Annotated in this window: 12 protein-coding genes; 2 read left to right on the forward strand and 10 right to left on the reverse strand. The window is 34.7% G+C overall.

The features are described from left to right. Positions 1 to 213: 213 nt before the first annotated feature. The 9 genes from SH09_RS14730 to SH09_RS14770 all read right to left on the reverse strand — a co-directional run bounded on the left by SH09_RS14730 (position 214) and on the right by SH09_RS14770 (position 11,300). Complete coding sequence (locus SH09_RS14730) at positions 214 to 1,608, reverse strand: YfcC family protein (protein WP_042740344.1); 1,395 nt, start codon at positions 1,606 to 1,608, stop codon at positions 214 to 216. A 161-nt stretch (positions 1,609 to 1,769) separates the two neighbouring features. Continuing rightward, the gene (locus SH09_RS14735) at positions 1,770 to 3,512 is read right to left on the reverse strand and encodes a pyruvate oxidase (RefSeq protein ID WP_042740345.1); all 1,743 of its coding nucleotides are present in this window, start codon (positions 3,510 to 3,512) and stop codon (positions 1,770 to 1,772) included. A gap of 76 nt (positions 3,513 to 3,588) precedes the next feature. Then, positions 3,589 to 4,275, reverse strand: a complete 687-nt coding sequence (locus SH09_RS14740; protein WP_042740346.1) for an LrgB family protein — start codon at positions 4,273 to 4,275, stop codon at positions 3,589 to 3,591. Then, entirely contained in the window at positions 4,276 to 4,662 is a 387-nt protein-coding gene (locus SH09_RS14745) for a CidA/LrgA family protein (protein WP_042740347.1), read from the reverse strand. It lies immediately after the preceding gene. Positions 4,663 to 4,905: 243 nt separating this feature from the next. Beyond that, positions 4,906 to 5,781, reverse strand: coding sequence for a cidABC operon transcriptional activator CidR (gene cidR, locus SH09_RS14750; protein ID WP_042740348.1), 876 nt, complete (start codon positions 5,779 to 5,781; stop codon positions 4,906 to 4,908). Positions 5,782 to 6,037: 256 nt separating this feature from the next. Then, the gene (nhaC, locus tag SH09_RS14755) at positions 6,038 to 7,501 is read right to left on the reverse strand and encodes a Na+/H+ antiporter NhaC (RefSeq protein WP_042740349.1); all 1,464 of its coding nucleotides are present in this window, start codon (positions 7,499 to 7,501) and stop codon (positions 6,038 to 6,040) included. Between the two features lie 236 nt (positions 7,502 to 7,737). Then, positions 7,738 to 8,709, reverse strand: a complete 972-nt coding sequence (locus tag SH09_RS14760) for an SMP-30/gluconolactonase/LRE family protein (protein ID WP_042740350.1) — start codon at positions 8,707 to 8,709, stop codon at positions 7,738 to 7,740. Between the two features lie 156 nt (positions 8,710 to 8,865). Next, positions 8,866 to 10,146, reverse strand: coding sequence for a hydroxymethylglutaryl-CoA reductase, degradative (locus SH09_RS14765; protein WP_042740351.1), 1,281 nt, complete (start codon positions 10,144 to 10,146; stop codon positions 8,866 to 8,868). Continuing rightward, the gene (locus SH09_RS14770) at positions 10,146 to 11,300 is read right to left on the reverse strand and encodes a thiolase family protein (protein WP_042740352.1); all 1,155 of its coding nucleotides are present in this window, start codon (positions 11,298 to 11,300) and stop codon (positions 10,146 to 10,148) included. The genes SH09_RS14765 and SH09_RS14770 overlap by 1 nt, the downstream gene beginning before the upstream one ends. A 103-nt stretch (positions 11,301 to 11,403) precedes the next feature. Between SH09_RS14770 and SH09_RS14775 the strand changes: the two genes are divergently transcribed. Beyond that, a complete protein-coding gene (locus SH09_RS14775; RefSeq protein ID WP_042740353.1) occupies positions 11,404 to 12,573 on the forward strand; it encodes a hydroxymethylglutaryl-CoA synthase in 1,170 nt (389 codons plus the stop codon). Between the two features lie 185 nt (positions 12,574 to 12,758). On the opposite strand, the gene SH09_RS14780 is transcribed toward SH09_RS14775, so the two are convergent. Then, positions 12,759 to 13,292, reverse strand: coding sequence for a methylated-DNA--[protein]-cysteine S-methyltransferase (locus tag SH09_RS14780; RefSeq protein WP_042740354.1), 534 nt, complete (start codon positions 13,290 to 13,292; stop codon positions 12,759 to 12,761). A gap of 114 nt (positions 13,293 to 13,406) precedes the next feature. On the opposite strand from SH09_RS14780, the gene SH09_RS14785 reads away from it, so the two are divergent. Further along, entirely contained in the window at positions 13,407 to 13,697 is a 291-nt protein-coding gene (locus SH09_RS14785; protein WP_042740355.1) for a YrhK family protein, read from the forward strand. Positions 13,698 to 13,788 lie beyond the last annotated feature (91 nt).

A 13,788-nucleotide genomic window follows, 5' to 3' on the forward strand; every position in this document is an offset into this window, starting at 1 on the left:
TAATTCATTTATTACGCGTTATAAGCATATAAAAAAGGCATGAACAAACAAGACTATACATTTCCATAGTCATTTCGTTTGCTCATGCCTGCATCACCAGTAACACGCAATATGATATTGTATTTAAAATCATTATATAATGAAAGCGCTATTTCGACAATATCTTTTTTCATATTTAAAGAAAAATTTCTTACATTCATACAACAATGCAGTTTAATACCCTAATAACAATGCAAGTGTCATTGCTACACTACAAACAACCACCCAAAGTAGTATGAGCTTCCAAGCAAACTTTAACCATTGTATATACGTAATCTTGCCTACTGCTAACGCCCCCATCAAAATGGCTGATGTTGGAAATAATACATTACTAATCGCATCACCATATTGAAAGGCCAAAACTGTAAGTTGTCTATTGATTTCCAACAAATCGGAAATTGGAACCATTAACGGCATCGTTGTTAATGCTTGACCAGACCCGGAAGGAATAAAGAAGTTTAATAAAAATTGTAATACAAACATCATCAATATCACTATTGTTGGATGTACGCCATGTAACAATAATGTCATACCATGAACTATAGAATCTATGATATGGCCATTTTCTAATATGACGATAATACCTTTTGCAAAACCAACGATCATAGCACCAAATAAGATGTCTTTCATCCCTTCAATCATTGCGTCGAAGGTCCCATTTACGCCCAAACCACCAACAAATCCTGCTAATAAACCTGCTATAATAAAGTTTGCACTCATTTCATTAAATGACCACCCGAAAGAAAATATACCGTAAACATTTAACAAGATGGTTGCAACAATAAAAAGTAGACCAAGCGCTTGTCTCTTACAAAAACGAGACTGCTCGACCGTCGTTTGTACTGACCTTTCTTTCTGCTCTAATTCATAAACGATACTTTTAGACATGTCATTTTTCACCCGGCGACCATATAACATAACGACAGATATCGCTACAAGTAACACCACAATATAAATCACTGTTCGTAATCCCCAACCTGAAAACATAGGCAATTCTGCTACAGATTGTGCAACACCAACGGTAAATGGATTGAGCATGCCTCCTAAAAATCCACTTGCGGCACCAAGTATAACCATTGAAACGCCAGTCATTGCATCATACCCCAATGTTCGTGCAATAATAATGCCTATTGGCACAAATATGATTGTTTCTTCCGCTAATCCAATTGTAAATCCTAATATTGAAAATATGAGCATCGTTAACGGAATCATCAGCACTTTAAATCTACCCAATATTTGCATCGCTGTGTTGACACCATTTTCAAATGCACCAGTCTTATGAACTATTCCAAACGCGCCACCAACTAAAAAGATATAAAATACAATTTCGCCACCACTAATAAGCCCTTCTGGTATTGCACGAAATATATCAAAAAATGATACACCATGCTGATTAATCTCATGGTATGTACCTGATACCACTAATGTTTGTCCATCCTTTTTCTCTCTATCATATGCACCGGCAGGTATAATATAAGTTAATACACTTGCACAGACAATAATAGATAATAGTAGCGCATAAGTATGTGGTGTTTTAATATGTTTCAATTGTTTAATTCGTTTTGTCATTGTGAATAAACATCCCCTTCAATACATCACATATGTAATTTTACTATATATCAATAACCTATTTTCCGGGAAATATTCAATTACCTTAATTTCATATAAAAAACAACCCGAAATAAGCTCGTTGCTCATTTCGGGTTGTTGATTGATTACTATTTAAATGATTAGAAGAAACGTCTCATTGCAGTAGACATTGGTGGTAATTCATCAAAGTCTAATTTTTTATCTTCTGTGATTGATCTATACGCCCATTTACCATAATTAATTGCTTCATCTTTAACAATTTTACCTGGTAATGGTGCTGCAGTTGGATCAACATATACATTGACAATTGTTGGTTTGTCTTGTGACATTGCATCTTCAACAACTTCATCGATTCGATGTGGGTCAGTTAATGTATAACCGACACCGCCACAACTTTCAGCAAATTTTGCTAAATCAATGTCTGTAAAGTCAATAGCATATTCTAATTCACCTGCTGCTTGTTGCTCGTATTTAATAAATGACAATTGTTGATTATTTAAGACAAATATTGTCATCGGTAAGTCATATTGAACTGCAGTGGCAAAGTCTTGCATTACCATTTCAAAGCCACCGTCACCTGCAATACCTACGACTTGGCGATTTGGATATGCACGTTTAGCAGCAATTGCACCTGGTAATGCACAACCCATTGTACCTAACCAACTTGAAATAATAAATTTATTATTAACAGTTAAATCTAAATAACGTGTTGACCAAACTGTAGATGTACCAACATCTATAGAGAAGATTGCATCATCTGTTCTGACTTTATTAATCGCATCCATTAAGCGCTCTGGACGAATTGGACTGCTTTCATCTTGTTTATCTGCAGTCATCCAAGAGTCCCACGTAGCCTTACGTTCTAATGTTTTATTTAAGAAATCTCTATTAGAAACAAACTTCACAGAATCTGTAAGTTGTTGTAAAGCATATTTACTGTCTCCAATTATACCTACATTAATGTCAAAGCGATGTCCAATTGCTTCCGGATTTGTATCAATTTGAATTGCTTTGATATTTTTCTTAGGTAAATAATCTACATATGGATAATTTGTACCTACCATAATTAATAAATCTGCTTCTTGAATCGTTTGATAAGATGTTTTAGTCCCTATTTTACCTAAATTACCAATATTATATGGATGTGCATCAGGTAAAATTCCTTTTGCAGGTAATGTGATAATTGAAGGGATTTTTACCGCTTCGATAAATTCACGTACTTCATCTTTAGCATGTTTAGCACCAGTACCGATTAACATAACTGGTCGTTTACTCTTATTGATTAATTTAGTTGCTTTTTTAATACTTCTAGGTTTAGGTGCAATACGTGCTGGTGGAGCAGTATCAACTGGTGTATTGGTATTGTCTTTAACCTTATTAGTTAACAAGTTATTTGGCAAGATAAGTACTGCCACACCTTTTTTCTCGTAAGCTGTACGAATCGCTTCATTAACAATGCCAAAGATATCTTTATCATTTTCTGAAATTTGGCGATTATACACAGCTACATCTTCAACCATTTTACTAATATCAGTTTCTTGGAATGCTTTAGTACCTAATGCTGTGCTATTTGTTTGTCCTGATAAAATCAATTGTGGCACATTATCCATCTTGGCATCATACATACCATTTAATAAATGAACAATACCAGGTCCACCAATACTTAAAGCGACCCCAATTTTCCCTGTTAATTTTGTATAACTAGCTGCAGCTAAACTTGCAACTTCTTCGTGTCTTACATGTACAAACTCAATATTTTCTCTCACTGTTCTTAAACTGTCTACGACAGCATCTATTGAATCTCCTGGAATACCATATAAGTGATCAATATCCCAAGCTTGTAACGCTTTAACTAATGCATGATTTGCTTTAATTTTTGCCATTTTAAAATAGCCCCTTTCAAACATTTCACTATATATTTTTAATTTCCATAATTCAAAAATCTAAAAAACGATTACTCTAATATAAGAAAAGGATGAGTATTGGTAACAACACTGAGCTCATCACTGCAGTTAAAATCATACCTATTGAGCTAAATGCACCTGATTCTAGATCCATTTCTAATGCCTTTGCCGTACCAAATGCATGTGACGCATTTCCATATGTTAAACCTTTAGCTATTGATGTTTCAAATCTGCCGAATCTTAACAAATAAGAACCCACAATACTGCCAATCAAACCAGTTGCAACGATAAACATAACGGTAATCGTGTCTATACCACCGAGTTGATGAGATACTTCAATACCTACTGCTGCAGTCATAGATCTTGGCAACATTGTAACTATCACTTCTTTAGAATAGCCAAATAGTTTAAGAATACTATATACAAATATGAAATTTAATAACACTGCTGCGAGTACACTACTAACAATTATCTTTAAATGGGCCATTATCTTTTGACGGTTTTGATAAAGAGGAAAAGCAAGGCATACAACCGTACAATTTAGAAGATAATTGATCCATTGTCCACCGACCATATAATCTTGATAACCTTCATTTGATAATAATAGTACGATGATGATGCCTATGGATGATATTAATGCTGGATTTAAAAATGGACTTTTGTATCGTTGTTGTAATTTCTTGGCGCCGATATACATGATTACAGTTAATACAATCATGAAAATTGTTTTTAGTATTAACATCTAATTTTGTCCATTCCCGTATCTTGTGATTTTAACCATTTTTTCAGCAATAAATCCTGAAATTAATGCCACACAACATGTTCCAAATATTACCATTGTAAAGAACAACACGAAGTTAACATCAATTTCCGACACAACATCCATGACACCTACCACTGAAGGTATAAAGAAAAACACCATAAATGTTAAAAAGAAGTTAGCACCATCATTCACCCATTTAGATGGTATAACTTTAAATTGTAATAATAAGAAAAATAAAAATAAACCTACAATACTACCTGCGATGGGGATGTGTAACACTTGTTGTAGCACATTGCCCAAATAAGTAATAACCATTATGACCATGATTTGCATCAGTGTTCTAATAACTTTGCGTGCGATATGCAATACTCATCATTCCTTTAGAACAGTTTCACGAACTGTTATTTTTGTTTACATATATAAGTATAAGTGAGAATCACTCATAATAAAAATATTGATTTTTAATATAAAGTATTACTTTTTTCTATGGAAACGCTTTACATTATAGTTATTTATAATATGAATTTATTACATTAAAAAAAGCCCCATCGACTTTTCAGTTGTCGATAGAGCTATCATTCAATAATCTATTCTATATTATGTCACGCATTATAAATGTAATTTCATAAAATCTATCCACTGTCTTGTGGCATGACTTAAATATTTATCCTTTTTCCAAATAACTCCTAATTCCCAACGCATGGATTGATCTACAATTTTTATATTTTTAAAATTGTTATCAAGCATATTCACAATATTTTCTGGCAATATACTTACACCAAGGTGCGCACTTAATAAATTTTCTATAAAGTTCCACTGCGAAATCTTGGAAATTGTATTAGGGATAAACCCTGCATTTTTAGCTGCTTCAATAATTTTATCATTTAAATAGAAATCTTCATTAAATAAAATAAAGTCTTCATCTTTTAACATGTGCATTTCAATCTCGTCGTAACGTGCTAGCTCATGTTCCTTATTCAGTACGAGACGTAAATCTTCTTGATAAAGTGGTATTGAATGAAATATCGTTTTATCTACGGGTAATGTTGTTATACCTATATCAATTTCATCATTAATAAGTTGTGTTTCAATCATTTTTCCGCCATTTTCAACTAGGTTATATGTTACATTTGGATATTGTTGATGGAATTGTCCTAAAATATGGATAAATTGATTCATATTCATTACAGCAGATAATCCAATGCTAATATGTCCTGTCTCTAAACCAAGTAAGCTATTAATCTCCTTGGGTAAATCATTATAAAGCGTCAATATTTCTTTACATTTTTGAAAGAATATTTTACCCGCATCCGTTAATACCAATTGACGTTTACTTCTGTCAAATAGTGGCATATTAAGTTCTTTCTCTAAATCTTTGATCGCCTTACTGATTGTCGGTTGTGCAATATATAATGATTTAGACGCATTTGTCATGCCATCTTGATTTACCACTTCAACAAAGTATTTCATCTGCTTAATATCCATAGTATGTCTCCCCTAATCCAAACAAAGTGAAAGCTTGATTATCAGTAGTATAACACTGATTGAGCTGTGACAAAAAAAGATAGACACCCGGCATAGTCATTCGGACTCAATGATTCAGACTTAACTCATACACATCCTACAATATTGAACAGTAAGCCATTAATATTAGCCATATTCACATATTGATTCGCATATGTTGTCTTATCATGCCGATAGACTTTAACGAGTGTCTAAAGTATGCTTTAACAAAGTGTAATTAAACTAACTCTGTTCCTTTAGTATTATTTAATGATTTTCCATCATTATCATCGTCTAATTTAATAATTTTAAAGCCAATATAACCAAATATAATAGATATAATAGGCACAGTATAATTTAAGATAGCATAAGGTGCATATTCCATAACTGAAACACCTAATGTCGAAGCGATAAACACACCACAAGTATTCCATGGCGCAAATACAGACGTCAGTGTCCCTCCATCTTCTAATGCTCTTGATAAGTTCTTCGGATGTAATCCCTTCTCTTTAAACGTACTTGCATACATGCGAGAAGGTACAATGATTGATATATATTGTTCTGAGCATGTAAAGTTTGTTCCTATGCATGACACAATTACTGACGCAATAAGTGATCCCGTCGATTTTGCAAACTTTAAGATTACAGAAATCAATGCTGCAAGCATACCGGAATATTCCAATACTCCACCAAATGTCATTGCAACAAGCGTTAATGATATCGTGTAGAACATTGACTCCAAACCACCACGGTTAAACAATTCATCGACTAACTTATTACCTGAATCAATCGTATAACCCGTTTGTAAGGCTGTTAATGCTTCCGTTAAGCTGCCACCTTGAATAAAGATTTGTGCAAAGAATCCTAGAATAATACCTACGACAATGGCTGGTATTGCTGGAACTTTAACTACGACAAGCCCAATTACAATAAGTGGAATTAATAATAACCATGGCGTAATTACGAATTGATCTTGCATTGTATGTAATATTTTGTCGATATTTTTAGTATCAAAATGCTTAGCACCAAATTGTTGACCAATAAAGAAAAAGGCAATCAACGTAATTATCAACGCAGGAATTGTTGTATAAAGCATGTGTTTAATGTGATCAAATAAATCTACATCACTTAGACCTGAAGCCAAATTGGTAGTGTCTGACAGTGGACTCATTTTATCACCAAAATACGAACCACAAATGACCGCACCGGCAACCATCCCAGGTGATATTCCCATACTAATACCAATCCCCATAGAAGCTACACCAACTGTTGCCATAGTCGACCAACTACTACCAATAGCTAAAGCCACAATTCCACATAGAATAACGACCACCGTTAAAAAGTATCTAGGATCAATTAATTGTAAACCGTAATAAATCATCGTAGCTACAACACCGCTACCAATCCATGAACCGATGATCAAACCAACTAAGATAATAATAACGATCGCTGGCAAAGCATGACGTATCCCCTTATACATCATTTCTTCCACTTCTTCAAATGTATAACCGTGTAACATAGTGACAATAATAGCAACTGCAGTTCCAATCATGAGTGGAATGTGGGGTTCCTTCTCAAGTACAGCAACTGTAAATAACATGCAAGCTATCATTATTGCTAATGTAAATACTGCAGCAGTAATCCCTATTTCTTTTTTCGTAGTGACTTTGTCTTGTTCAGTTCCTTTTTTCTTATTAAACATTAACAGCGCCTCCCTTTGTTAAATAAATAATACCTAAAAAAGAAAGCGCTTTCAACAACGTATTTATCTTTTATCTGTATTTTATTCAGCACTAATTATCATTGAACATAATATATTCTATATAATTTGTACTTTATATTTTCAGCTTTTACCAATCTTTAATTGAAAGCATTAAATCTTAAAAATCGCTAGCGACAAGTAACATTCCGAACGCTAACGATCTATGAATAGTTATCTTAATGAAATTGGTAACTATGATGACCTTTGGCAAAACCTTTAGCTGTATATATCCAAGATGCGCCACCTTTTTCAATATCATTTGAACAAATCAGCAACTGATCTGTACCAGGGATAAATGCAGGATGTGTTGAACGTAACATCTTCCCACTATCTCTACCTGGAATTAATATTTGGCCTATAGGGTAACCTTTAGGATTAAAAACTAACACACGTCCTTGACCATACATCGCAACATATAAATTATCATCTGCATCTATACAACAAGAGTCTGGTCCTTCATGCCCTGTAAAATGATAAGGGATTGATGCGCCAAACGGTGCAATTGTGACACCATCTTCTAATAAATCGACTCTATGCAAACGATTCGCATTCGTCTCAGTTACCCATAGAGTACGCTCATCCGTGCTCAATGCAATACCATTTGCTACTGCAAGATTTAACAGAACAGGTGTCACACTTTTATATTCAGGATCGACGTAATAAACGCCACCTTTTGGATTTGTCGAATAGCCCCTAAAATCAGTAAAATAAAAACCACCTTTACTATCAAATACTAAGTCATCGACACAGTATTCCGTTTCAATATCCGAAATAATCATTTGTTGTTGTTCACCGTTAGCATCGACCGCATAAATACCACCTGAACTTTCAAAATCTCCTAAATAACATACAAACAATCGACCATCTTTATGAATTTTGACTGCAGCAGGATTTTGTTTATTAGCAGTAAAATGTGCTTTTACTTTCTTTTCAGGCATTTCAACTTTAAAGATAGTCCCTCCAAAAACCTCACACAACATTAAATCTCCTTGACGATCAAAACATAGTCCTTCTAATTGTAAACCATCATCAGAAATTTTCACCCATGGTTCTGCAGTAACAGTTTGTAAGTATTGTTCGTGTGCTTGTAAAGGAACTGCAGTAGCTGCTGCACCCGTATAATTTAACTTTGGAATTTCATTTGTCATGCTTATTCCTCCTCAAATAGTATCCTCACTTATTATATGATAACGCTTACTTTATTTGTAGTAATACTATAAAAAAAGCCTAAAGCCAGTTATCATCTATAATAAAGTACATCGTACTTCAAATCTGATACTAGCGTTTAGACTATATTATATTTATTATTGATGCGTTCTAATGTCAGCTAATAATTGCTCGGCAACTGCCGTATTGGCTTGTGGCTGTTGCTTTAACAACTGAGCAACTTGTTCAATTTCTGCACCTTGTGCGCCAACTACGATAGCTAACGACTTAAATTGCAAACTCATATGTCCTTGTTGGATCCCTTCAGATACAAGTGCTCGACAAGCTGAGAAATTCTGTGCAAGTCCAACTGCTGCAACAACATGACCTAATTCTTTAGCTGAGGTTACTTTCATTAAATCTAATGCCGCCTTTGCAACGGGTAATACTTTCGTACCTCCACCAACGGTTGCTAATGTCATTGGAACTTCGATTGTGCCGATTAATTTTTGTCGTTGCTCATCATATTCCCATGTAGCAATACCTCGATATTGACCATCTTTACTAGCATAAGCATGTGCGCTAGCTTCAGCTCCTCTTGTATCATTACCTGTAGCTAACACTACTGCATGAATTCCATTCATAACACCTTTATTATGTGTAGCAGCACGATGAATATCCACTTGTGCTAAGACAGAAGCTCGTTCCATGCGTTTTGCAACAACGTGTCCGTCTCGATCACCCTTTGTCAAAGCATCGACGTCAATTTCACCTTGCACTTTCACAACTGATGCTGTCGCATGGTTTGACAGTATACTCATTAAAATATCTATATCTGACAATTCATTATTCAAGTAGGCCGTAATACCTTCCAAAATAGTATTTAGCATATTAGCGCCCATTGCATCTTGTGTATCAACATATACCTTTAATGACAATAATTGCGCTTCTGCAAAGGTATCAATTTCTATTTTATGATACCCACCGCCACGCTTTAAAATAGATGGATAAGATTCATCAGCAATTTGCTTAATCTTCGGTTCTAATTCTTGTAATTTGTTGGCTAATGCTGTTGTATCAGTAACGCCATCAAATACGATTTGACCTATCATCAAGCGCTCACTAGCTACAACTTTAAACCCACCAGTCTGATTTACTAACTTTGCACCATAACTTGCTGCTGCAACAACTGACGGTTCCTCTACCATCATTGGCACGACATATGATTTACCATCGACAATAATTTCCGGCAATAAACCTACTGGTAATGCACCTTGTCCAATTACATTTTCAATTAAACTATCAGCGATTTCCTCGGAAATTAATGGATCATGTAAAAACATATCCCGATTCTCTTCACTTAACCAGCCTTTAGTAACCAATTCCTCTAATTTTTCTTTACGTGACAAATGACGAAATGTCTTGCCTAAGCTTTCCATCATTTATCCCCCTTCTCAATCAACATAGCGATACCTAAGCCCCCACCAATACAAGCCGTTGCAACACCTGTTTGCTTTTGCTCTTGTGCTAAAGCGTTCACTAAAGTTGTTACTAATCTTGTGCCACTCGCACCAATTGGATGACCTAAAGCAATTGCACCACCATATAAATTAAGTTTTTCTTCAGGAATATTTAAATTCTTTGTTACAGGAATACTTTGTGCTGCAAATGCTTCTGTCATTTCAACTATATCAACTTCATCAATATCTCTATCAGCTTTATTTAATAGTTGTGTGACAGCATGATATGGTGCATAACCCATAAATTCTGGATCACAACCAATTTCTGCATGTTCACCAACATAAGCTAGTATTTCAAAACCTTCTTGTTTCGCGTAATCTGCATCCATAAGTATCACTGTTGACGCACCATCATTGATACTTGAAGCATTGCCACCTGTTACAGTTCCATCTTCTTTAAAGATTGTTTTTAATGTCGCTAATTTCTCTATACTACTATTGCCTCTAATACCTTCATCTGTCGTCATCCATTCACCGTCTATATCTTTTAACGGTACAATTTCGTTGTCGAACTTCCCTGATAATGTTGCTTCATGTGCTTTTCTTTGAGATTCGTTAGCAAATGCATCTTGTTGTTCTCTTGTCACATCATATTTCTCTGCTATTTTCTCTGCAGTGATGCCCATTGGTACATCCATAAAAGCATCTGTTAAACCATCATGCATAAAGCTTGCTACAGGTGTTTCATCATCGTTTAGTATTAACTTAGGTGCATTAGTCATACTTTCTACACCGCCTACAGCAACGACCTTGGCTTCTCCCAATTGAATGAGCTGTTTACCCAAGATAATCGATTTCAGTCCCGAACCACACACTTCATTAATTGTCATCGCTGGTACAGTATTCGGGATACCAGCATTTATACTAATTTGGCGTGCTGGATTTTGCCCACTACCACTTTGCAATACATTTCCGTAAATGACTTGATCTACGATTTCCGGATTAATTTCAACCGCTTTCATAGCTGCTTCTAATGTTTTAGTACCAAGCTCTACAGCTGAATAATTGCTTAACTTCCCTTTATATCTCCCGATTGGTGTACGCTTTGCGCTAACAATAGCTATATTATTCATTATAAATCTCCTTTGTAACTATTTTTAAATTATTGTATTTTCTTCGTTTGATTTGGTATGATACAATTGCTTATTTATATACAGAAAGGTGTCGATACGCTTTATGACAGTTGGTATTGATCAAATTAATTTTTATGTTCCAAAATTTTATGTAGACATGGCCAAACTTGCCGAAGCTCGTCAAGTTGATCCAAATAAATTTTTACTCGGTATTGGGCAAACTGAAATGTCAGTAAGTCCTATGAGCCAAGATATCGTGTCTATGGGTGCAAATGCTGCCAAAGAAATCATCACGGATGAAGACAAAAAACAAATTAGCATGGTTATTGTTGCAACAGAATCTGCTATTGATTCGGCTAAAGCATCTGCAGTCCAAATACATAACTTGCTAGGTATACAACCATTCGCACGTTGTATTGAAATGAAAGAAGCTTGTTACGCTGCAACGCCAGCAATTCAGTTAGCTAAAGATTATTTAGCTCAACGTCCAGACGAAAAAGTATTAGTCATCGCCAGTGATACTGCACGATATGGTTTAAATTCTGGTGGTGAGCCTACACAAGGTGCAGGTGCTGTTGCCATGATAATATCACAAAATCCACGTATTCTTGAACTAAATGATGATGCAGTTGCATTTACTGAAGATGTATATGATTTCTGGCGTCCAAGTGGCCAACCTTATCCACTTGTTGATGGTGCATTATCAAAAGATGCTTACATTCATTCTTTCCAAGAAAGTTGGAATGAATATGCACGCCGTCACAATAAATCGCTCAGTGATTTTTCATCATTGTGCTTCCATGTTCCATTTACAAAAATGGGTAAAAAAGCACTTGATTCTATTCTAACAGATGACATTGACGAAGATACAAAAGAACGTTTAACTACTGGCTACGATGCAGCAACATATTATAACCGCTATGTAGGTAATATTTACACTGGTTCTTTATATCTCAGCCTCATTTCATTATTAGAAACTCATAACCTTTCTGCTGGTGAAAACATTGGTTTATTCAGTTACGGTTCTGGTTCAGTCGGTGAATTCTTTAGCGGAAAATTAGTAGAAGGCTACCAAAATGCTTTAGATATTCAAGGCCATAAAGATTTATTAAATAACCGTACTGAGATTTCAGTAGATACGTATGAAACATTCTTCAAACGTTTTGACAATTTAGAATTTGATCATAAAACTGAATTAGATAATGAACAAAATAGTATTTTCTACTTAGATAGCATCAATGATCATATCCGTAACTATAATACCTTAAATTAATGCTTAAATCACTTAATCTTATCCTGTGAATTAAGATTGTGATAAATTATTTAGGACAGATACTTACGAAAACTAAATGCATAAAAATTCGCCGCTACATGCTCATAAACATTTTGAGCTAAGCGGCTTTTTTATTTTTCTGCTACTTGCACTTAATACTAATGACAGTATACAAATTTAGTACATCATGGTTTGGTACTAAATTTAGGTCTATAGTAATTAGCCATATTCATTTGTTCAATTTTAAACAAGGCTATTTTAGTGTCTATTCCGCCTCCGTATCCCGTTAGATTTCCATCTTTTCCTACCACTCTATGACATGGAATAATAATAGAAATTGGATTACTACCAACGGCACCGCCAATAGCCTGAGAAGACATCTTCTCCTTGCCTAGTTGTCGTGCAATGTCTTGTGCAATATCTCCATAAGTAACGGTCTCGCCATATGGTATTTTAAGCAACAAATTCCAAACTCGCTTTCGAAATTCCGTTCCTTCAGGAGCTAATGGAAAGTTTATCTCTGGATTATTTCCTGAGAAATAGTCATTTAACCAATTGCTTACCTTATCAAATACAGGTAGCTCAGCCTCTCTTAATGTTTCATTATATTGTTGTTCAAAGTCTTTATGCTTTGGCAACCACAATCCAGTTAGATTAGTACCATCAGACGTTAAAGCAATACGCCCAATTGGTGATTCATAATATGTTTTATAATGCATAGCACACCCTCATTTCATTCCCCAATTATTAATATCATCATAATGCTCACAGCGTTTGATGTAAACTAATTGAGGGAACGATTGCTATATCTCAAAGAAAAGAGGGATGCTCAAATGCCAAGTAAAAATAAGTTGAACAAACTAAATAGAAACGCCACAAATCCTGATCTTAACTTTAATCATCATACACAACCTACACGGCTTACAATGATTTATAAAGCTCTTTATCAATTAAATGATGTTATTTTAGGATTAGTCTTTTTAGTTGGTAGTTTGCTCTTTTTCAATAGTGCAACAACCTTTAGCGGAACCGTACTCTTTGTCATAGGGAGTATTCAAATGACCATTCGACCTCTAATTGCTTTTGCTCATGATGTACACTTAGCATTTAAATACAAATCATAAACAAAACAAAAGGTTGAACATTATTCATTGTCTAAATCGTCTGTTACATCATGTGTTAACATCCATTTAGTTACAACTCATTGTTCAACCT

Source organism: Staphylococcus gallinarum, assembly GCF_000875895.1.
Classification (GTDB): domain Bacteria; phylum Bacillota; class Bacilli; order Staphylococcales; family Staphylococcaceae; genus Staphylococcus; species Staphylococcus gallinarum.

Coding starts and splice junctions, on each gene's coding strand:
- SH09_RS14730 (WP_042740344.1), bottom strand. CDS start 1,608: ATGACAAAACGAATTAAACAATTGAAACATATTAAAACACCACATACT.
- SH09_RS14735 (WP_042740345.1), bottom strand. CDS start 3,512: ATGGCAAAAATTAAAGCAAATCATGCATTAGTTAAAGCGTTACAAGCT.
- SH09_RS14740 (WP_042740346.1), bottom strand. CDS start 4,275: ATGTTAATACTAAAAACAATTTTCATGATTGTATTAACTGTAATCATG.
- cidR (WP_042740348.1), bottom strand. CDS start 5,781: ATGGATATTAAGCAGATGAAATACTTTGTTGAAGTGGTAAATCAAGAT.
- nhaC (WP_042740349.1), bottom strand. CDS start 7,501: ATGTTTAATAAGAAAAAAGGAACTGAACAAGACAAAGTCACTACGAAA.
- SH09_RS14760 (WP_042740350.1), bottom strand. CDS start 8,709: ATGACAAATGAAATTCCAAAGTTAAATTATACGGGTGCAGCAGCTACT.
- SH09_RS14765 (WP_042740351.1), bottom strand. CDS start 10,146: ATGGAAAGCTTAGGCAAGACATTTCGTCATTTGTCACGTAAAGAAAAA.
- SH09_RS14770 (WP_042740352.1), bottom strand. CDS start 11,300: ATGAATAATATAGCTATTGTTAGCGCAAAGCGTACACCAATCGGGAGA.
- SH09_RS14775 (WP_042740353.1), top strand. CDS start 11,404: ATGACAGTTGGTATTGATCAAATTAATTTTTATGTTCCAAAATTTTAT.
- SH09_RS14780 (WP_042740354.1), bottom strand. CDS start 13,292: ATGCATTATAAAACATATTATGAATCACCAATTGGGCGTATTGCTTTA.
- SH09_RS14785 (WP_042740355.1), top strand. CDS start 13,407: ATGCCAAGTAAAAATAAGTTGAACAAACTAAATAGAAACGCCACAAAT.